The sequence below is a fragment of the Polyangium fumosum genome, from assembly GCF_005144585.1.
GTDB classification, from domain to species: Bacteria; Myxococcota_A; Polyangia; order Polyangiales; family Polyangiaceae; genus Polyangium; species Polyangium fumosum.
The window spans coordinates 163855-182801 of record NZ_SSMQ01000003.1 but is presented as its reverse complement, the minus strand read 5'-3'; the positions used below and the strand labels follow the sequence as shown (position 1 = coordinate 182801).

Sequence of the window (18947 nt, the reverse complement as noted above, 5' to 3'; positions counted from 1 at the left end):
CCTCTGCTGCATCCCTTGCCGAAGTGCTCATGGCTTCCCCGTTCCGGGCGTTCCGCCCTCCAACCCCTGCGGGGCAAACCGCGAGGCCGTGATGGGCTTCCGATAGACGAGGTCGTCGCGCAAATGGACGAGCTCGAACGCGGTCGAGACGTTGAGGAGCGACTCCGAGTGGCCGAGGAGCAAGAAGCCGCCCGGGAGGAGTCGATCATAAAACATGTCGATCACGCGGCGCCGTGAGGCGTCGTCGAAATAGATCAGAACGTTGCGGCAGAAAATGATGTCGACGCGGCCCACGACCGACGCCCGGACCGGATCGAGCAGGTTCAGGTGCCCGAAGTGGCACCAGGCCCGGAGATCGTCCTGCACGTGCATGCCGTCGGGCTTCTCGACGAAATACTTCCGTTTGAGGTCCATGGGGATCGCACGGAACGACGAGGAGCCATACACGCCCCGGCGCGCGTGCGCCACGCAGCGGCGCGAGATGTCGCTGCCGAAGATGCGGACGTCGCGGCGGCCGGACAAGCCGGCCTCCTTGGCCGTGATGGCGATGGAGTAGACCTCCTCGCCCGTGGAGCAGCCCGCGCTCCAGATCGAGAGGCTCTCGCGGGAGAGCGGAGGACGGCGGAGCATCGGGAAGAGCTCGGTCCGGAGCGCCGTGAGCTGGTAGTCCTCGCGGTAGAAATAGGTCTCGTTGATCGTGACGAGATCGAGCGCTTCGTCGAGCTCGGCCCGGCCCCGATCCGGCGAGCGGAGGAGCTGGTAGTACTCGCCGAACGAGTGCAAGCCATGCACGCTGAGGCGCTCGCGCAAGCGCCGCTCGATCACGGGGCGCTGCTCCGGGCTCAGCGAGATGCCGCAATGCTGGTTGATGAGATCCCGCAAGAGGCGGAACTCGTCCGGCGCGAGGCGGATCTCATCCGGGAAGCGCATCACGGCCCGAAGAAACCCCTTTCTCCTCGCCAGCGGATCGACGAGAGCGCGCCCTCGAGGGTGTCGCGGACGTCCCGATCGAGCTCGTGCGACGCGCGTTGCGCCAGGCGCTCCCGCAAGGTCGAGTTGTCGCTCGCCGCGATCGTCTCGGCCGCGAGGAGCCGGACGTCGGGCGAAGGATGGTCGAGCAAACGGAGGAGCACTTCGCCGTCGGGGCCGCTCGTCTCGACCTTGAGCAAGGCCGCTTTGACGACGGCTGCATCCGGGTGATCGAGCGCCGCGACGAGCGCGGCCTGCCGCCCCGACGTGCCCCAGCGCAGGCGCCCGATGGCCTCGGCCGCGGCGATCGCCACGGCGGCCTCGGCCTCACGGGCGAGCGGCGCGAGGGCGTCGATGAGCGAGGCCGCGGCGCGCCCCGCGGCCTCGGGCGGGATCGTGGAGAGGGCCTCGCCGAGCGCGCGGATCGCGGTGGCCACGAGCTCGGCATCCATGGAGCGGCCCGCGATGTCGAGGATGGTGCGCAGGCTCGGGGTCGCGTGCGCGTCGGGCGAGAGCTCGCGTCGCCGCGCCGCCGCGCCGAGGTAACCGAGCGCGCGCGCCGCCGCGAGCTGGACCTCGCGCTCCTCGTCGGCGAGCGCGAGCGAGAGGACGTCGAGCGCCGAGTCGCCGCCGATCTCGGCGACCGCCCCGATGGCCGCGCGGCGCGTGCGCACGTCCTCGGCCGCGGCCGCGCGCGCGAGGAAGCCGAGGTCACCGGGAGACGGGGGCGGGCTCGATGCGCGGCGCGTGGCCGCGAGGGCGCCGAGGATGATCGCGGCGGCGAAGGCGTCCTCGCCGGGGCCGTTCACGAGGGTATCGCCGAGCGCACGCGCGGCCTTCTCGTGGCGGGTCGCGAGCGAGGCGAGCGCGCCTTCGGCGGCGTGCGCGACCTGGCGAACGGGCGAGGCGACGAGGCGCACGGCGAGCGCGAGGTCCTCCTCGGTGCCGAGCTTCGAAAGGGCGAAGAGGGCGCTCGTGGCGACGCGGCGCTCTTCGTCGAGCGCAGCCTTGCGCAGGGCTTCGAGCAGCGCCGTGGGCCGCTCGGGCGCGCCGGGCGCGAGGGCGATGCTGGCGGCGACCTCGATGAGGGCCGCGCGCACGTCGGCGGCGAGCGGCGTCGCGCCTTGTTCGGGGGCGATGCGCGCGACGAGGCCGGGCAGCGCGGCGGGGCCGAGGAGGAAGAGCGCGCGCTCGGCCTGCTCCGTGAAGGTCTCCTCGGCGAGCGCGGCGGCGGCCGCGTCGACGACGCCGGGCGCGCGCGCGACCGCGGCGAGGAGGAGCGCCATGGCGCGGTGGTGCGGCGGGTCTGTGCCCTCGGCCGTCGCCACGCGCACGAGGCGCTCACCGAGCTCGGGACCCCCGGCCGCGAGGGCCGCGGTGACGGCGGGCAGGAGGGGTCCTTCGGCGAGGCGCGCGAGCGCGGCGATGGCCAGCATGAAGGTGCCGCCGCGCGCCTTGTGGAGCATGCGGGCGAGCGCAGGCGCGGCCGCGGGGCTCTCGGAGGCGGCGGCTGCCGAGAGGGCCGCGGAGCGGAGGGAAGGGTGCTCGAGGAGCGGCGCGAGGCGCTCCCAGGGGATCACGGCGCCGAGGGCGTTGAGGCCTTCGAGCGCGGCGAGCTTGGCGAAGGGATCGGCGCTGTCGAGGCAACGGAAGAGGAGGCGCTGGACCTCGACGGGCGCGATCGGGCCGAGCTGCGCGATGGCCTCGACCGCGCCCTGGCGGACGTTCTCGTCGGGGTCGCGGAGCGAGCGCTCGAGGATGACGAGGGCGTGCGGATCCCGTGTGTAGCCGAGCGCCTGGACGGCGAGCTTGCGGCCGTCGGCGTCGAGGCGCGCGAGCGAGGCTTCGAGGGGCGCGGTGGCGGCGCTGCCGCAGTTCGCGAGGACCTCGATCGAGGCGTTGCGCAGGCCGACGTTGTCGCCGGGCTCGAAGGTCTTCACCATGGCCTCGATGAGGCTCGGCGCGGGGATGAAGGCGCGCACGGCGTACGTGGCCTCCTTGCGCACGCGCCAGTCGGTGTCGCCGAGCGCGCGGACGAGGAGCGGGAGCGCGTCGTAGAGCGGCAGCTCCGCGGCGAGGGAGGTGGCCTGGCGGCGCTCCTCGGCGTCCGCGGCGTCGAGGGCGGCCTCGATCAGCGCAGGCGAGATGAAAGGGAGCGAAGGGGGGGTCACGGCGTGCTCCTCACAGGTCGTCCACCGGCGGCAGGACATCGGCGATGTCGTCGACGATCTCCGTGAACCGCTTCGTGTCGAGCACGAAGACGAGCAGCCCGTTGTGGTTCGTGACGCCCGAGATGCCACGCAAATCGCGGCCCCCGCCGACGGGAGGCGTTGGGCGGATCTCGTCGGCGCCGGTGCCGAAGACCTCGGAGACGGCGTCGACGATGAGGCCGACCATGCGCACGCCGGCGTCGACGAGGATCCACTTCGTCGAGCGCGTCGGCGACGTGGGAGGCATGCCGAAGCGGATGCGCAGATCGAGGACGGGCACGACGTCGCCGCGGTGATCGGCCACCCCCGAGACCTCGGGCGGCGTGTGCGGGAGCGGCGTCACCGGCAAGGGGTTCACGATCTCGCGCACCTGGCCGATCCCGATCGCATAGTGCACGTCGCCCACGACGAAGCCGACGAGGCTCTTCTGCGGATCGGCGCGGTGTCTCTGGCCATAGTCGGGCATGGGCTGGGTCCGTCTCTCCCGTACGGCGATCCGTCAGGACGAAAGCACCACCTTCAAATCGAGCAGGATGATCACGGACGCGTTCTGGCGAACGACGCCGACGCTCTTCAGGGCGACCCCCTTGCCCTCCTGCGGGGTCGCCTGCGCCTGCGCGGGGCGCGCGATGCCCGCGATGTAGCTCGCGACCTCGCCGCCGAGCGCCGTCGCCGTGTGCTCGATCTCGCTGTCGGCGAGGCGGTAGACCTGCAGGACCTCGTCGACGTAGAGGCCGAGCAGCTCCACGCCCATCGGATCCACGAGCAGGATGCGCGCCTTGCTGGTGACGGGCCCCTCGGCGAGGCGCAGGCGGCGGCGCAGGTCGATCACGGTGACGAGCTGCCCGCGCACGCTGATGATGCCCATGATCGACGCGGGCGCGCGCGGCACGGGCGTGAGCGGGTGGAGCTTCAGGATCTCGCGGATGATCGAGACCGGCGCGGCGTAGACGTCACCCGCGAGGCGGAACGCGAGATACTCGGTGATGGGGCCGCGATCACGCTGCGCCTTCTTGCGCTTGGTGCCCGCGGCGGCGGGGACCACCGCGGACGAGGAGGTGCGGCGGGCCAGGTTAGAAGCCATGGGTGCCTCCGTGCATGCGGGCACGATCCGCGTGCGCGAACATCTCCTCGACGAGCGCCGGCGCGTCGAGCACGAGCGCGATGCGCTGGTCGGCGAGCTGCGTCGCGCCCGCGAAGCCCGCGACGTTCTTGAGGCTCGGGCCGAGGCCCTTGATCACGACGTCCTGCTCGCCCACGAGCGAGTCGACGACGAGGCCGAGGCGGCGCGTGCCGACCGCGGTGACGACGATGAACCGGCGCTTCTGGCGCGGCGCGAGCGCCGTCCGCGCGGAGGGCGAGGAGCCGCTGGCCGGGCGGTACGGGAAGGCCGCGGCCGCGTAGTCCTGGCGGATGCTCTCGCTGCGGAGCGAGCCGCGCGGCGGGACGCCGGGGGCATGGCTCATCGGGGACATCGGGGACGCGTCGAACCCCGAGCCGAAGGGGCCGGTGCCGACCGTGTCCGGCGTGTCGGAGAGGCCGAAGAGGCGGGCCAGGTAGCAGAGCTGCAGCGTGCTGCCGCGCAGGGTCACGGCCTCGCGCCCGTCGATCACGCGCACCGCTTCGGCGTCGAGCCACACGGCTTCTTGCACGTTCGCGAGCGGGATGGCGAACTGCTGGTCGCTCACCTTCACGATCAGCGCGCTGATGATCGCCAGCGTGATCGGCAAGGTCACCGTGAACTTCGTGCCGATGCCCGGCTCGCTCTGCACGTCGATCACGCCGCCGAGCTTCGAGATGTTCGTCTTGACGACATCCATGCCGACGCCGCGGCCGCTGATCTCGCTGACGGCGGCCTTCGTCGAGAGGCCGGGGACGAAGATGAGGTTCAGGACCTCGCGGCGGCTCATCGTGCGCGCTTCGTCCGCCTGCACGACGCCCATCCGGATCGCCTTCTCCAAAAGGCGCTCCGTATCGATGCCCTTGCCGTCGTCCTCGATCTCGATGACGACGTGGTTGCCCTTCTGAAACGCGTTCAGCGCGATCGTGCCCACGGCGGGCTTGCTCACCGCCTCGCGGATCTCGCGCTCCTCGATGCCGTGATCGATCGCGTTCCGCATCATGTGCATGAGCGGATCGCTGAGCTCCTCGACGATGAGCTTGTCGACCTCGGTCTCGGCGCCCGTGATGACGAGGTTCACCTGCTTGCCGGCCTCGCGGCTGATCTGCCGGGCCACGCGCGCGAGCTTGTCGAAGACCTGGCCGAGCGGGACCATGCGGACTTCGAGGATCCCGCGGCGCAGGCTGATGACGTTGCGCTCGAAGTCGCGCTGCAGCCGGTGCAGGTTGATCCGAAGCTCGCGGTTCGTGTGCGCGTCGCGCATCTTTTCGAGCAGGCGCTCGAGCTCCGTGCGCACGATCGACAGCTCGCCGACGATGTTCATCAGCACGTCGAGCTTCTGGATGTCGACACGCACCGTCTGCGCGACGCTCTTGATCGTGCCGAGCTCCTGGGCCTTCGGCGGGATGCTCGCGCCCGCGTCGAGGCGCGGCGCCGGGAAGGGATGCGGCGCCGTCATGTCGAGCGGCGTGTGGCCGAGCGGCGGCATGGCGCTCGGCGCGTGGCTCGGCGCGACCGGCGGCGGCGAAGGCGTGGGCGTCGGGATGTGATGCGTTTGGACGGGCGCAGGCGCGGGCGCGGGCGCAGGCACGGGACCTCCGCCCTGCCGCGGCAGCTCCTCGACCTCCACGCCGAGGTGGTGGAGCGCGTTGCGCAGCGTGGTTGCCGACGCGCGCGACCCCATCAGGATTTCCAGCGTGATCGAGTCGAGGTCGTCGCCGTCGTTGGCCGGCAGGTACGTGATGATGTCGCCGTGCGGCTTTGCCGTCGCCTTGAGCTCGTCGAGCCCCTGGTCGATCGTCGCGAGCTGGAACCGAATCTTCAGCCGGTAGAGCGTGTTGCCCTGCGCGATGTTCGTCTTGAGCTTGTGCTCCTCGAACTCGGTGAGCACCGCGAGCAGGTTCGGATCGATGATGTGCCCGCCGTTGCCCGCGGTGCCGCCCGCGCCCGCCCCGCGATCGAGCTGCGTGAGGAGCTTTTCGAGCTCGGGCATCGGCTGATCGCGGCCCTCTTTCTCGGCCTGGAGCAGCTTCCCGTAGAGCTGCACCGAGAGGAAGAGCAGGTCGAGCACGGGGGCCGTGACGTTGACCTTGCCGAGGCGCAGATCGTCGAGCAGCTCCTCGAGCTTGTGCGAGAGGCTCGACATCCGCGTCGCGCCGAAGAGGCCTGCCAGGCCCTTCAGCGTGTGCACCGCGCGGAAGACGTCGTTGATGAGATCCGGGTCGACGTGGCCGGCTTTTTGCGCCTCGTCGAGCGCGAGCAGATCTCGCCCGAGCCCCTCGACGATCTCCTGCGCCTCGGAGAAGAACTCCTCGCGCGCGCGTTCGCTCTCGCTCGTCAACGCGACCCCTCACTGCTCTCGGCCGGAAGGGAATTGCGCGCTTGCAGGATCGACGTGATGGAGCGCTGCAGCGCCTCCACCGTGAAGGGCTTCGCGAGGAACGCGTCGGCGCCGAGCGCGAGGCCGCGCGCCCGATCCTTCTCGGACGACTGCGTCGAGATGATGATCGTGGCGACCTTGCGGTGCCGCTCGCTGTCGCGCATGAACCGGAGGAGCTCGAGCCCGTTGATGTCCGGCATGTTGATGTCGGTGATCACGAGGTCGTAGTGCCCGCGCGGCAGGAGGCGCAGCGCGTCGAACCCGCTGGCAGCCTCGACGACCTCCACCTCACCGTGCGTGTCGTCCGGGCTCGCTGCGAAGAGCCCCGGCGCATCCTCGAGCGCCGCGCGGATGAACGCCCGGAACGCAGAGGAGTCCTCGACGACCAGGATACGAGCCATGCCCTGAGGTTAGCGGAAACGCCTCACGATCAGGAGGTTTTTGGGGGAGCCTCGCCCGCCGGAGCCTTGCTGCCGTGACCTGCCCCGCGGAGCACGCGGATTTTTTGCCCGGAACGGCGCCCTCGTCGGGGGCCCCTTTTGCGCGAACGTGCAGAACTTGCGTCTCGTGGGGGCTCGGGTGGGGTTCGTGGTCACGGCGCTGTCCACGCGCCCGCGAATTGACAGGGCCGCGAAGGTGCTGCCCTAATGCGGTCCGTGAACGACAGAAACACGGCCGCGCGCGGCGCGGGTACCTTTTCCTACGCCTGGGTGACGCTCTGCTCCCTGCTCGCGCTCGTGCTCGTCGCGTGCGGGGGTGGCTTGAACGTCCGGCTCATCAACTCGGCGCAGAAGAAGCCCAACAACGTCTGGGTCTTCTTCACGGTCGACGCGGGCAAGGACAAGCCCGTCGGCGGCCTCAAGGCCGAAGACTTCAAGATCTACGAGGACGGAGAGATCGTCTCGACCTTCGAGAGCAAGCAGACGATCCAGAACCCCGAGGTCGCGGCGGTCATGTACACGATGCTGCTCGTCGACATGAGCGGCAGCGTGACGGAGTCCGGGCAGGCGGACGCGCTCGTCGACGCCGCCAAGGCCTTCGCCGAGCGCGTCGGCAAGACGCAGAAGGTCGGCGTGTACGCCTTCGACGGCTCCGAGAAGATCCACTCGGTCGTGCCCTTCACCGAGGCGCAAGGCTCGGTCGAAGGCGGCCTCGAAGGGCTGCGCAGCTACAAGCCCAAGGACCCGTCGACGAACCTGCACGGCGCCGTCATCGAGGGCCTCGCGACGCTCAAGAAGGAGCTCGACAAGGACAAGCGCCCGCTCAAGTTCGGCTCCCTCGTCGTCTTCTCGGACGGCACGGATCGCGCCGCGCGCGTGACCCGCGACCAGATGAAAGACGACATGGACAAGGAGGAGTACGAGAACTACCAGATCTATGCGATCGGCGTGGGCGCCGAGATCGGCAAGGCGAAGCTCGACGACATCGGGCGCGACGGCACCGAGCTCGCGACGGATCAGGCGAAGGTGAAGGAAGCCTTCGACCGGATGGCCGCGCGCATCGAGTCGCACATGAAGCGCTTCTACCTGCTCTCGTACTGCACGCCGGCCCGCAAAGGTGAGCACGAGGTGCGCATCGAGGCGATCAGCAAGCAGGATCCCGAGGGCTCCGGCGACGTCGAGTACAAGTTCAACGCCGACGGCTTCGGGCCTCCGCCCGACTGCAACCCGAATGCGCCTCCGGCCTTCGATCTGAAGGAGCCGGCGCCGAAGGCCGCGCCTGCCGCCAAGTAGGACGACACCGAGCCATCCGCTCGCCAAGGCCCGCGCGCATCAGGGTATGCTCGCGGGCCTCGTTCATTTTCGAGGGGAACACGCATGCCTGTTTCGAAGGTGCTGCTGGTCGACGACGAGCCGCACATCCGCAGGATCGGGGAGCTGAGCTTGAAGGGCGTCGGCAAGTGGAAGGTCGTGCTCGCGTCGTCCGGGCACGAAGCGCTCGACGCGGCGGCGCGTGAATCACCCGACGTGATCCTGCTCGACGTGATGATGCCAGGCATGGATGGCCAAGAGACGCTCGGCGAGCTCCGCGCGCGCGAGGTCACGGCCGCGATCCCGATCATCTTCATGACCGCGAAGGTGCAGAAGCACGAAGTCGATCGGTACCGCGAGCTCGGCGCCGCGGGTGTGATCCCCAAGCCCTTCGACCCCATGTCTCTCCCCGGACAAATCCTCGACATTCTCGCCTCGTACGCAAGCACACGCGCTTGATCGTGGCGCACCGCGTGCAAGGGAGTGGGTGGAGCGTTCATGAAAGCAGCACCCCTCCCTGGCAATGAGATCGAGCGGCTCGCAGCGCTGAGCGATGCGGCGATCCTCGACACGCCCCCCGAACCTGCCTTCGACGATCTCACGCATCTCGCGGCCTCGATCTGCGGCACGCCCATCGCGCTGGTCTCGCTCATCGATCGCGAGCGCCAGTGGTTCAAGGCGAGGGTCGGGCTCGACGCGACCGAGACGCCGCGCGAGGTGGCCTTCTGCGCGCACGCGATCCTCGGCCAGGAGCTCTTCCTCGTCCCCGACGCGTACGAAGACGAGCGGTTCGCCGACAACCCGCTCGTGACCGGCGCGCCGAACGTGCGCTTTTACGCCGGCGCGCCGCTCGCGACCTCGGACGGCCACAACCTCGGGACCCTCTGCGTCATCGACCACGGCCCGCGAAAGCTCGACGAGGCGCAGCGGAGCGCGCTCTCGGCGCTCGCGCGTCAGGTCGCCGCGCAGATCGATCTCCGCCGCGCGAACGGGCGGCTCGTGAAGCTGAACGGCGAGCTCGTGGCGCGGGCGCGCGAGGCGCAGGCGGTCATCGAGCAACGCAAGGCCATCGAGCGCCTCAAGGACGAGTTCGTCTCCACGGTCTCGCACGAGCTCCGGACGCCGCTCACCTCGATCCGCGGGGCGCTCGGGCTCCTCGAAGGCGGCGTGCTCGGCCGCCTGCCCGACGAGGCGATGGAGCTCGTGCAGATCGCTCGGACCAACACCGACAGGCTCGTGCGGCTCATCAACGACATCCTCGACCTGGAGAAGATCGAAGCGGGCAAGCTCGAGTTGTCCCCGAAGCACGTCGACGCGCGGCGGCTGATCTCGAGCCTCGTCGAGAGCCTCTCGCCCGTGGCGGCCGAGGCCAAGGTCGAGCTTTGGGCGGACGTGCGGGGTGAGGTCGAGCTCGTGGTGGATGAGGACAGGATCGCTCAGGTGCTCACGAACCTGATGTCCAATGCCCTCAAGTTCTCGCCGTCCGAGGCGCGGGTCGAGCTCGGCGTGGAGGTGACGGCGGCCGGCCGCGTGCGCTTCGACGTGCGGGATCGGGGGCCCGGGATCGCGGAGGCGGACCTCGCGCGGCTCTTCAACCGGTTCGAGCAGCTCGACGGCGAGCACCGTCGCAAGGTCGGCGGCACGGGCCTCGGGCTCGCGATCTCGAAGGCGATCGTCGAGCAGCACGGCGGCACGATCGGCGTCACGTCGAAGCTCGGGCAAGGCAGCACGTTCTGGTTCGAGGTGCCGCAATGCGGAGCGCCCCGCGAGGCCTCGCCGCGCTTCGAAACTTAGGGCCCTCCTCGCCGGCCGCGCATATCATCGACGCACCCGATGGCGCATACGAAGGACGACGAGATCCGAGCGGCGCTCCTGGAGTTACGCAGGGAGTACCTTGCGGAGCTGCCGGACCTCTTGCAGCAGCTCGCCGAGGTCGTGTCCGCGGCGAAGCAGGGCACGCAGAACGCGATGCGCGCCGCCGTGTCGAGGGCGCACGCGCTGCGCGGGACCGCGGGCTCGTATCGATTTCAGGAGATCAGCGACGCGGCCGGCCTCGTCGAGGACGGGCTGCTCGGCATCCAGGGCGGCTGGCTCCCCGCGGAGCAAGCGTGGCCCGAGATCGAGCGCGCGGTCGCGGGCGCGCGCGCGGCGTGTGATCGCGCGGTGGCCGAGCTCAGGCCGTAGGCGCCGCGCCCCAGCCGGCCCGCTCGACGATGCCGTCGATCGTGTCGACGAGGCGGCGCAGATCGATCGGCTTCGCCACGAACTCGCGCACGCCGAGGACGGCGAACTTCCAGCGCTCCTGCGGGCCCACGCGGCCGCTGAGGACGACGACACGCGCGTGGTCGCCGCGCGGCAAGGCGCGCAGGTGCGAGAGCGTGTCCACGCCGTCGAGGTCGGGCATGTCGAGGTCGAGCAGCAGGAGATCGGGCGGCTCTTCGCGCGCGGCGTCGAGCGCGGCCTGGCCCGAGCGCGCCACGCGGATGCGCACCGATCGGCCCTTCAAGGCGAGCTCGGCGGCCTTCGCGGCGAACTTGCCGAACGCGGGATCGTCGTCCACCGCGAGCACGCGGAGCGGCCTCAGGCTGCTCTCGCCGGGTTGCCGCGTGCTCGGCGGCGGCGCCTCGCTCGACGGCGCGGCGGCGGCCTTGGGAGAGCCGACGCGGACGAGGTCGCGCGCGAACGCCCCGCAGCTCGGGTAGCGATCGGCGGGGTTTTTCGCGAGCGCGCGCGCGAGCACGGCGTCGAAGGGCGCGAGCTCGGGGTGCACCGACGAGGCGAGGGGCACGGGCGCGCGCTGGTGGGCCTGCAGGAGGTGCACCATGTTGCGCATGGGGTACGGCGTGCTGCCCGTGAGGAGCTGGAACGCCACGCATCCGAGCGCGTAGAGGTCGCTCCACGGACCCACCGTGATCCCGTGCGCGCCGAACCCGGCTTGCTCGGGCGCCATGTAGAGCGGCGTGCCCTCGATCGTCTCGGGATTCGGATCCGTCGACTGCTGCGCGAGCCCGAAATCGATGAGCACGGGCCTGCCGGTGTCCTCCTCGATGACGATGTTGCCGGGCTTCACGTCGCGGTGGACGATGCCCCGGGCGTGCGCGGCGTCGAGCCCGTCAGCGATGCGGCCGAGGATGGTCAGCGCGCGGTGCTGCGGGAGCAGGCTCTTGCGCTGCTGGTAGTCGTCGAGGATCGCTTCGAGCGAGCGGCCCTCGACGTACTCCATCGCGAAGAAGTACGAGGAGCCGTGGCGGCCGAACGCGTACACCTGCACGACGTGCTGATCGCGCAGCGTCGCGAGCGCCTTCGCTTCGTGCTGGAGCTTCTGCTCCGCGAGCATGTCGTCCCACGTCGGGACGATGAGCTTCAGCGCCACCGTGCGATCGAGCCAGGTGTCGCGCGCGCGGTAGACGACCCCCATGCCGCCGCGCCCGAGCTCCCGTTCGACGCGGTACGTTCCGGCCACCACCATGCCCGGCGCGGGCACGATGGAGGGCCGCGCGGGCGCATCGATGACGTTGCCTTGCTCGTCGATCGACGAGGTCTCGATGAAGGCTTCGCCGGATCTGTCAGGCGACGAAGGTGTGCTCATGAAGCGCTGCCCGCCCCGGCTCGAGGATGTCCCGGCCTATTTCTCTTTTAGGCCGGCCGAATCGGCGTCGCGAGCGAAAAAACGCGCCGAGGGACGCGGCGCGCGTCAGGCGCCTTCGGTCGCGACGCTTCGTTCGCGTTCGGCGCGGCGCGCGCCTGCGAGCTGGCCACACGCGCCGCCCACGTCGCGGCCTCGGGGCCTGCGGACGAGCGTCGTCACGCCGTGCGACGAGAGCCGCGCGACGAACGCGTCGAGCCGCTCGGGCGCGGGCGGGCGGAGCGCCGGATCGGGGCCCGGGTTGCATGGGATCACGTTCACGCGGCAGCGGATCCCGCGGACGTAGGCGGCGAGCAGATCGGCGTCCTCGGGCGCGTCGTTCCAGCGGTCGAAGAGCACGTACTCGAAGAGCACGCGGCGGCCTTGGGGGAGCGCGGCGAGGATCGCGTCGCGCAGCGCATCGAGCGGGAAGCGCGCGTTGATGGGCATGATCGCCCGGCGGCGCGCGTCGTCCGGCGCGTTGAGGCTCACGGCGAGTTCGGCGCGCGCGCCTGCGAAGAACGCGGGCAGCTTGTCGGCGACGCCGACGGTGCTCACGGTGACGCGGGAGGGCGCGAAGGCGAAGGCGCGGTCGTCCGTGAGCAGGCGCAGGGCGCGCAGCACCTCGGGCAGGTTGTCGAAGGGCTCGCCCATGCCCATGAACACGAGGTTCGAGAGCGGCGGGGCGCCGCCGGCCTCGTTCCAGAGCGCGCGGGCGAGCCGGACCTGATCGATGATCTCGCCCGCGGCGAGCTGGCGTTCGAGCCCGAGGCGGCCTGTCTCGCAGAAGGCGCAGGCGCGCGCGCAGCCGACCTGGCTTGAAATGCAGAGCGTGGTGCGGCCGGGGCCGGGGATGAGGACGGACTCGACGAGGGCGCCGTCGCGGGCGCGGAACAGCAGGCGGATCGTGCCGTCCTCGGCCGGCGCGCGCTCGTGCAGCGCGAGCGCGGGCGCGGGATCGAGCGCGGCGAGCGCCTCGTGGGCCCAGGCGCCGATGCCGAGGCCGGCGAAGACCGCGGGGCCCCAGGGGATCACCGCGGGGTCGCGGAAGAACGCGTGCCGGACGATCCGGGCGGCGGCCGAGCGGGCGGCCGAGGGGGCGCCGCCGGCCGCGACGAGGCGCTCGGCGAGCGAGCTTGCGTCGTGCGAGCCGAGGAGCGTGTCGCCGCGGGCGGCGCGCGAGACGAGCGGGATCCCCCCGCGCTTGTCGAGAACGTCCACGGGCTTCCTGTTACTACGGGGAGGGGCGGAGGGGCAGGGCGGGCGGAGGGGAAAGGCCCAAGGGGATGCGGGGGCCCCCCAGGTTTTCCACAGGCGTGTGGAGAAGTTGGGTGGAAGTGGTGGGGAGGCGGGGGCGTGCGGGTGTGGCTACGAGCGATAGGCCGCTTCGAGCGCCGCGATGTCCAGCTTGATCATCTTCATGACCACGTCCGACACCTTCTTCGATCGGACCGGATCGGGGTCACGCATCATCTCGTCGAGCGCGGCGGGCACGATCTGCCACCGCAGGCCGAAGCGATCGATGAGCCGGCCGCAGGCCTGCGGCCGGCCGCCTCCTTCGAGCAGCGTGTTCCAGTAGCGGTCGAGCTCTGCCTGGTCGTCGAGGGGGAAGGGGGGTGAGGTTCTACCGCTGGCTGTGGAACCCCTCTCAGGCAATGCCTTCGGCCGTGAGCGCCGCGCGGATGGCCGGGCGTTCGGAGAGCCGCTCCAGGTAGGAACCAAGCGCGCCCGGCAAATCGACCCGCAGCAGGTGTCGATACGTTCGCAGCGCGAAGTACGCGTAAGCGTCGAGCAGGGTGAACGCTTCGCCGTGGAGGAACGGGCGATCGGCGAGCGCCTCGGCGAGCAGATGGACGCGGTCTGCGAGGCGCTGCGCGGCCCAGCGCTTCGACTCCTCGCTCACGTTTGGCATCAGGGTGAACGGCGCGAAGCCCTTGTGCAGCTCGGTGGCGATGAAATGCAGCCATTCGTCGAAACGAACGCGCGCGAGATTGCCGCGCGGCGGGGCAAGCTTGGCCTCCGGCCAGGTATCGGCGATGTAGTTCAGCAAGACCGCCGTCTCGGTCAACAAGGTGCCGTCCGGAAGCAGCAGCGCGGGCACATAACTCTTGGGGTTCAAGCGCGCGAAGTCGTCGCCGCCCGCGGTCTTTTTGCTCCTCAGGTCGACGCGGACGAGCTCGAACGTCGCGCCGGCCTCGCGAAGCGCGATGTGCGGCGCGAGCGAGCAGACCCCTGGCGTATAGAAAAGCTTCGTGGTCTCGGTCATGCCCGCAGTCTAGGAGCCGCCGCAGATTGAACAATGCGAGCAGATTGAACACTCTGTCCAGCGCCATGAACAGCCGCCCCGACTTCGCCGCCATCGAAGCCTTCGCTCGCGTCGCCGAGACGGGCAGCTTCCGCGCCGCCGCCCTCGCCCTGTCCGCGCCGGTGTCGACCCTCAGCGTGCAGGTCCGTCGCCTCGAGGGTCGCCTCGGCGTCCGCCTGCTCGAGCGCACGACACGGCGCGTCCGCCTGACCGACGAGGGGCAGGCGTACCTCGAGAAGGTGCGCGCCGGGCTCGACGCGCTCGCGGAGGCGGAGCGCGGGGTGTCGTCACGCGACAGCGAGGTCCGCGGGCGCCTGCGGGTCGCCGCGCCGGTCGAGTTCGGGCAGGCGGTGTTCGGGCGCGTGCTCGGGCGTTACGCGAAGGCGTACCCGGGCGTCGCTGTCGAGGTCGAGCTCGTCTCCGAGCGTGTCGATCCGGTGCGCGACGGCTTCGATGTCGTGCTGGAGATCGAGCCATGCGACAGCGCGTCGCTCGTGGCGCGCAGGCTCGGCGCGCCCTCGCGGCGTCGCCTCGTTGCCAGCGCGGACTACCTCGCGCATCACGGCGTCCCCGCGCACCCGCGCGAACTTTCGCAGCACACGTGCCTCGTGATGGGCACCCGGCGCGAGGCGGCAACGTGGCGTTTCTCCCGCGGCGGCACGAAGCTCTCGATCGTGCACCGCCACGCGACCGCGAATAGCTGGGCGCTCTTGCGGGACCTCACCGTCGCCGGCTGCGGGATCTGCTGCCTGCCGGACTACCTGGCCACGCCCGTGATTTCCGAGGGGAAGGTCGAGGAGGTGCTCGCGGCGTACGTGATGCCCGCGGAGCAGATGTACGCGGTGTATCCCCGCAGCGAGCATGTGCCCGCGCGCCTCCGCACGTTCGTCGCGGCGCTGCGCGACTTCCTCGAGGTGTGGCCTGGTTGCTTGCCCAAGCCGCCTCCGCGGACGGCCGCGGGGGGCGCGTGAAGGCCCCCCCGCTGGACCTGACGAACCCTTATGGGGTGGGGGCCGCCTTCTTCGCAGGTTTTGCGGTGGGGCGGTCAGGAATGATGGCGTGGATCTCCGCCTCGCTGAATCCCTCGATCTTGTAAAGCCTCTTCAGATTCGAGAGCTCCGCGTGCACGACGCGGGCGAGCGCGGTGCGCACGCGCCCCAGCACCTTGAGCTGCGCCGCGGGCTTGCGGGCGACCTCCACGGCGGCGCGCAAGGCCTCGCTCTCCACCAGGATCTCGGCGGCGGCGCCCGCCGCGGTCGCCGGGGAGAGCTTCGGGTGAATGCCCGATTGCAGGAGCTGCACGAGGATATCCATCCGCTCGGGCTGCTCGTGGGTGTCGCCCTCGGCGTAGGAGGCGATGCCGTCGGGGAAGATCACGGCGAGGGCCGCATCGTAGGCAGGGCGCCCGATCTCGTTCCAGACGATATCGTAGACCTTGCCGATGGTCTTGTCGGCCTTGTCGTTGCGAGCGTCGATATGGGCGCGCAGCGGGGCGAGTGTGGTTTCGGCAGCCTTGCGTTGGGCCTCGACGCCCGCGTACAGGATGAGCGCAGCGCCGAGGCGCGCCTCGGCGAGCTCGTGCCAGCGGCCTCCACGGGCCCTGGCCTGGGTGAGGGTCGTATGGGCGTCGGCGAGGATGTCGTCGACCGCCGCGTTCTTGCGAATGATCTCTCCCATGAAAATACCTCTCGAAAGGGTGGGTGGGCTGGTTACCGCGGCATCAGACGGAGCAGACCAGGGACGAATTGGGGCGGCGGGCGGCCGAATCGTGCTTTCGTGCGCGCGGAGGGGGCCCTGTGGCGCCGCAGGAGGGAGGGCGCAGAGCGCGCGCGGGGCCCTGCGGCGCCCAAGGATGGGCGACGGCGTCGCGGAGCGGGACCTGCGGCGCCCAAGGTCGGCGTTCCCGGGGAGGGATCGGCGATCTGCGGCGCCGCAGATCGGGTGCGGGTGAGCGCGGAGCGGGACCTCGGGCGCCGCAGGGGGGCGGACGCGCCTGGGGATCGCAGCGCACGGCGCCCGAGGTCCGTGGGCGGGCGGCCGCGCGTCGGGGTGCGGCGGGGCAGGAGGTGGTTCGCGGCGAGCGACCGCGATCTTGCGGGGGTGCAGGCCTTCTGCAGAGCCCCGCGCGCCCCTCACGCCGGCATGAACGAGAACCCGGGGACCCGACGCGGAAGGCTGAGCGCTTCGTCCGGCTGCCGCTGAACAAGGGCATGCGCCGACGGCGCGGAGATTTGGATCGACCCTCCGCGGTCGTCACTTCCGCGCCGAACCAGCCGCCTTCTGCTTGGACTTCTTGATCCCTTCGAGTTTCCTGATCTCGCGGGGGAGGACCTGTTCGATCACGAAGCTGAACGCGCGGAGCCGAACGGAGCCGCCCTGATCGAGCTTCTCGGCGTCCGCCTTCAGGGTCGCGAGCAGCCGTCGCGCTTGCTCCAGGCTGAGGAGGCGCCCGGGAGGCTGCAGCGCACCCAGGATCGCTCCGCGTCGCAGATCGGTCAGCGTGGCATGCGCGAGCCCCAGCTTCTCGATCGTCGTCTTCGCGGCATCATCCTTTTCATCGGCTGGAGAGATTTCTCCGCGGTGATTGAATGAAAACCTCGCGGTGCATCCCGGGTCCAGCGGCGAAACAAAGAGGTGTTTCTCCTCCGGTGACGGCCAGCTTTTCTTGGTGACGGCCCCGAACAGCGGCTCGAATCCACAATTGGGCCGGGGCCAGCACGCGACGAGGTTGCCGTAGTCGGCGTCTTGCCCGTAGATGCAGTGCTTCTGCGGAGTCACGTGCTCGAGGTGGAAGTCCACCTTCCTCGGTTCCGAGGAGGCGTCGAGCCGGATCTGGATGCCGGTATATGCGCAGATCCCTCCCTGCTCCGCAAAAAGCCCGTCTTCGACGGCTGGCAGCGCCGACGTGTCGCGGCGCAGCTCCTCGTACGTGCACTTCATCCCTTCGCCGGGATCCTTGGTGAGCCGCTTGGCGCGCCACTCGACGAGGGCGCTCGGTGGTGGACGCTTCTTAATCGTCCGCACGGCCGGTCCCCTCGTCGTCCCCCTCTTCGGCCAGCGCTTCGAGCGTCTCCAGGCTGCTCTCCAGCCGCACGAGCTCCCCCGTCTCCCCGTCGAGCAGGGCGCGCAGCTCGCGCAACTTGCCCCGCGCGGCCTCCAGATGGCCCTCCGCGAGCGCGTCCTCCACGTCCCGCTGGAGCGTCCGGGAGGCCTTCGTCTCACTCGTGGCCCCGGTCATCACGTGGTCGAGGATCCAGTTCGAATCGGCGCCGAATGCGACCGGAGGCAACGTCACGCCCTCGGCGCCGAGCAAGCGCACCTCTTCGCGTTTGAGTTCGCCAATGACCTGGGGGGAATGGGAGGTGCAGACGAACTGGATCGCCGGAAACGTCCGCTTGAGGTCCGCGGCCACGCGGCGCTGCCAGCGCGGGTGCAGGTGGACGTCGAGCTCGTCGATCAGGACGACGCCGGGCGTCTCCCGTAGCAGGCGCGGGAGCGGCTCGTCCTCGGGGCCGAGCTCGTCGGGCGGGAGGAGAAACGCGTTTTGCGTGACCGCCTTGATGGCGAGATCCGCGACGAGGGCGAACATCATGCGTTGCCCGGCGCTCAGGTTGTCGAAAGGCTGCGCCTCGCCGCCGATGGAAAGGACGATCTGGTCGAGGTCGGAGTCGAACCAGACGTCGTCCGCCCCGTCCACGCAGCCGAGCACGGCGCGGCGCACGACCTCGAAGCCGGGACGCATGCGGCCCTTGCGGCTCGCAGATGCGGTGACCTCGCGGCGAAACCACTCGTTGAGATCCCCGAACCGGATCCGCTCGTTGAAGCAATCGTAAAAGGCGGCCCAGCGGCGGGCAGGGCCGTGGAGCTTGGTGTCCTTCTGGATTCGCTGATTCGAGGGTAACCACGCGCGGCCCGCGCCGTAATAAGCGAGCACCGGGAGGACGACATGCTCCCCGGCCGCGTCGCGCTTGTACATGTCCCCGATGATGTCGAGCGCCTGTTTGGACCCCGCGCTGGACGTCCTGCCGCCACTTCCGAGCACACGCTCCCACGCGACACTCTCCACGGGGCCGATCTGGCCGAGCGAAAACACGATGACAGGGAATTGTTCACGGAACTGGATACGATCCCCCTCCAGGGACGGCTCCAGGCGGACCTCGGTCCGCAGGATGTTGCGGCCGCTGTTCCGGACGAGTGTATCGGGGGGGTGCACCAGCCAGATCCCCAGGCTCACCGCGAGCGCATCGAGCAGGCTGGTCTTGCCCGCCCCGTTCTCGCCCACGAGCAGCGTGAACTGCGGATGGAGTCCGAACTCCAGGTGCGCGAACCTCTTGAAGTTATCGATTCCTAAGGTGCGGATTCGCATCGGGCTCCCGGGGGCGTGGGGATCGCTACCACGTGTGTCGTGGTGCTCCAAGAGTACGTCGATCCCGTGTCCACCCCGAGCGGGGCAATGCCCGAGAGAGGGTTGCACCGTCCTGGAGAGGGGATCGCGAGATGCCCGACAAACAGTTGTATGTGTCCTGAAGAGGGTCGCAAGCCCCCCAGCCGACAGGGGCGCGTGTTTTGGAGGGGGTCGCACCCTCC

The 18947-nt window shown here is 70.3% G+C and carries 17 protein-coding genes and 1 pseudogene; 5 read left to right on the top strand and 13 right to left on the bottom strand.

The window, feature by feature from the left end; genetic code table 11:
- Positions 1-27: 27 nt before the first annotated feature.
- From E8A74_RS04650 to E8A74_RS04625, 6 genes are read right to left on the bottom strand one after another with little or no spacing between them, the layout of a single operon-like run.
- On the bottom strand, positions 28-930 hold the full coding sequence (locus E8A74_RS04650) for a CheR family methyltransferase (RefSeq protein WP_136927690.1): 903 nt from the start codon (positions 928-930) through the stop codon (positions 28-30).
- Positions 930-3140 carry a HEAT repeat domain-containing protein gene (locus tag E8A74_RS04645; protein WP_170228854.1) on the bottom strand — a complete coding sequence of 737 codons (2211 nt, stop codon included), beginning with the start codon at positions 3138-3140 and terminating at the stop codon, positions 930-932. Before E8A74_RS04645 ends, E8A74_RS04650 begins: the two co-directional genes overlap by 1 nt.
- A gap of 10 nt (positions 3141-3150) precedes the next feature.
- Positions 3151-3645 carry a chemotaxis protein CheW gene (locus tag E8A74_RS04640; protein ID WP_136927688.1) on the bottom strand — a complete coding sequence of 165 codons (495 nt, stop codon included), beginning with the start codon at positions 3643-3645 and terminating at the stop codon, positions 3151-3153.
- Between the two features lie 33 nt (positions 3646-3678).
- Complete coding sequence (locus E8A74_RS04635) at positions 3679-4263, bottom strand: chemotaxis protein CheW (protein ID WP_136927687.1); 585 nt, start codon at positions 4261-4263, stop codon at positions 3679-3681.
- The gene (locus E8A74_RS04630) at positions 4253-6640 is read right to left on the bottom strand and encodes a chemotaxis protein CheA (protein ID WP_136927686.1); all 2388 of its coding nucleotides are present in this window, start codon (positions 6638-6640) and stop codon (positions 4253-4255) included. The genes E8A74_RS04635 and E8A74_RS04630 overlap by 11 nt, the downstream gene beginning before the upstream one ends.
- The gene (locus tag E8A74_RS04625) at positions 6637-7080 is read right to left on the bottom strand and encodes a response regulator (RefSeq protein WP_136927685.1); all 444 of its coding nucleotides are present in this window, start codon (positions 7078-7080) and stop codon (positions 6637-6639) included. Before E8A74_RS04625 ends, E8A74_RS04630 begins: the two co-directional genes overlap by 4 nt.
- Positions 7081-7335: 255 nt before the next feature.
- Here E8A74_RS04625 and E8A74_RS04620 point away from each other — a divergent pair, with 255 nt between their 5' ends.
- The 4 genes from E8A74_RS04620 to E8A74_RS04605 all read left to right on the top strand — a co-directional run bounded on the left by E8A74_RS04620 (position 7336) and on the right by E8A74_RS04605 (position 10614).
- Entirely contained in the window at positions 7336-8412 is a 1077-nt protein-coding gene (locus tag E8A74_RS04620) for a VWA domain-containing protein (protein WP_232379373.1), read from the top strand.
- A gap of 84 nt (positions 8413-8496) precedes the next feature.
- Positions 8497-8889 (top strand): response regulator, encoded by a 393-nt coding sequence (locus tag E8A74_RS04615; RefSeq protein WP_136927683.1) that lies wholly within the window; start codon positions 8497-8499, stop codon positions 8887-8889.
- 39 nt (positions 8890-8928) lie between these two features.
- Positions 8929-10224 carry a sensor histidine kinase gene (locus E8A74_RS04610; RefSeq protein ID WP_136927682.1) on the top strand — a complete coding sequence of 432 codons (1296 nt, stop codon included), beginning with the start codon at positions 8929-8931 and terminating at the stop codon, positions 10222-10224.
- A gap of 39 nt (positions 10225-10263) precedes the next feature.
- A complete protein-coding gene (locus tag E8A74_RS04605) occupies positions 10264-10614 on the top strand; it encodes an Hpt domain-containing protein (RefSeq protein WP_136927681.1) in 351 nt (116 codons plus the stop codon).
- On the opposite strand, the gene E8A74_RS04600 is transcribed toward E8A74_RS04605, so the two are convergent.
- The 4 genes and pseudogenes from E8A74_RS04600 to gstA form a co-directional block, all read right to left on the bottom strand.
- Entirely contained in the window at positions 10604-12019 is a 1416-nt protein-coding gene (locus tag E8A74_RS04600; protein ID WP_136927680.1) for a protein kinase domain-containing protein, read from the bottom strand. The genes E8A74_RS04605 and E8A74_RS04600 overlap by 11 nt on opposite strands.
- 105 nt (positions 12020-12124) lie before the next feature.
- Positions 12125-13276 carry a 23S rRNA (adenine(2503)-C(2))-methyltransferase RlmN gene (gene rlmN, locus E8A74_RS04595; RefSeq protein WP_136927679.1) on the bottom strand — a complete coding sequence of 384 codons (1152 nt, stop codon included), beginning with the start codon at positions 13274-13276 and terminating at the stop codon, positions 12125-12127.
- Positions 13277-13423: 147 nt separating this feature from the next.
- Positions 13424-13654, bottom strand: a pseudogene (locus E8A74_RS04590) (VOC family protein); the annotation flags it as partial.
- 49 nt (positions 13655-13703) lie between these two features.
- On the bottom strand, positions 13704-14321 hold the full coding sequence (gene gstA / locus E8A74_RS04585; protein WP_136927678.1) for a glutathione transferase GstA: 618 nt from the start codon (positions 14319-14321) through the stop codon (positions 13704-13706).
- Between the two features lie 65 nt (positions 14322-14386).
- Here gstA and E8A74_RS04580 point away from each other — a divergent pair, with 65 nt between their 5' ends.
- Entirely contained in the window at positions 14387-15331 is a 945-nt protein-coding gene (locus E8A74_RS04580; RefSeq protein ID WP_136927677.1) for a LysR family transcriptional regulator, read from the top strand.
- A 28-nt stretch (positions 15332-15359) separates the two neighbouring features.
- On the opposite strand, the gene E8A74_RS04575 is transcribed toward E8A74_RS04580, so the two are convergent.
- From E8A74_RS04575 to E8A74_RS04565, 3 genes are all read right to left on the bottom strand, one after another.
- Positions 15360-16037: a hypothetical protein gene (locus E8A74_RS04575; RefSeq protein WP_136927676.1), complete on the bottom strand. Its 678-nt coding sequence runs from the start codon at positions 16035-16037 to the stop codon at positions 15360-15362.
- 576 nt (positions 16038-16613) lie between these two features.
- The gene (locus E8A74_RS04570) at positions 16614-17384 is read right to left on the bottom strand and encodes an HNH endonuclease family protein (RefSeq protein WP_136927675.1); all 771 of its coding nucleotides are present in this window, start codon (positions 17382-17384) and stop codon (positions 16614-16616) included.
- The gene (locus tag E8A74_RS04565; protein ID WP_136927674.1) at positions 17371-18726 is read right to left on the bottom strand and encodes an AAA family ATPase; all 1356 of its coding nucleotides are present in this window, start codon (positions 18724-18726) and stop codon (positions 17371-17373) included. Before E8A74_RS04565 ends, E8A74_RS04570 begins: the two co-directional genes overlap by 14 nt.
- Positions 18727-18947 lie beyond the last annotated feature (221 nt).

Excerpts from the sequence above, each read along its gene's own strand:
- E8A74_RS04625 (WP_136927685.1), bottom strand. The coding sequence starts at position 7,080 with ATGGCTCGTATCCTGGTCGTCGAGGACTCCTCTGCGTTCCGGGCGTTC.
- gstA (WP_136927678.1), bottom strand. The coding sequence starts at position 14,321 with ATGACCGAGACCACGAAGCTTTTCTATACGCCAGGGGTCTGCTCGCTC.
- E8A74_RS04650 (WP_136927690.1), bottom strand. The coding sequence starts at position 930 with ATGCGCTTCCCGGATGAGATCCGCCTCGCGCCGGACGAGTTCCGCCTC.
- E8A74_RS04605 (WP_136927681.1), top strand. The coding sequence starts at position 10,264 with ATGGCGCATACGAAGGACGACGAGATCCGAGCGGCGCTCCTGGAGTTA.
- E8A74_RS04580 (WP_136927677.1), top strand. The coding sequence starts at position 14,387 with ATGAACAGCCGCCCCGACTTCGCCGCCATCGAAGCCTTCGCTCGCGTC.
- E8A74_RS04600 (WP_136927680.1), bottom strand. The coding sequence starts at position 12,019 with ATGAGCACACCTTCGTCGCCTGACAGATCCGGCGAAGCCTTCATCGAG.
- E8A74_RS04635 (WP_136927687.1), bottom strand. The coding sequence starts at position 4,263 with ATGGCTTCTAACCTGGCCCGCCGCACCTCCTCGTCCGCGGTGGTCCCC.
- E8A74_RS04640 (WP_136927688.1), bottom strand. The coding sequence starts at position 3,645 with ATGCCCGACTATGGCCAGAGACACCGCGCCGATCCGCAGAAGAGCCTC.
- E8A74_RS04610 (WP_136927682.1), top strand. The coding sequence starts at position 8,929 with ATGAAAGCAGCACCCCTCCCTGGCAATGAGATCGAGCGGCTCGCAGCG.
- E8A74_RS04575 (WP_136927676.1), bottom strand. The coding sequence starts at position 16,037 with ATGGGAGAGATCATTCGCAAGAACGCGGCGGTCGACGACATCCTCGCC.
- E8A74_RS04615 (WP_136927683.1), top strand. The coding sequence starts at position 8,497 with ATGCCTGTTTCGAAGGTGCTGCTGGTCGACGACGAGCCGCACATCCGC.
- E8A74_RS04565 (WP_136927674.1), bottom strand. The coding sequence starts at position 18,726 with ATGCGAATCCGCACCTTAGGAATCGATAACTTCAAGAGGTTCGCGCAC.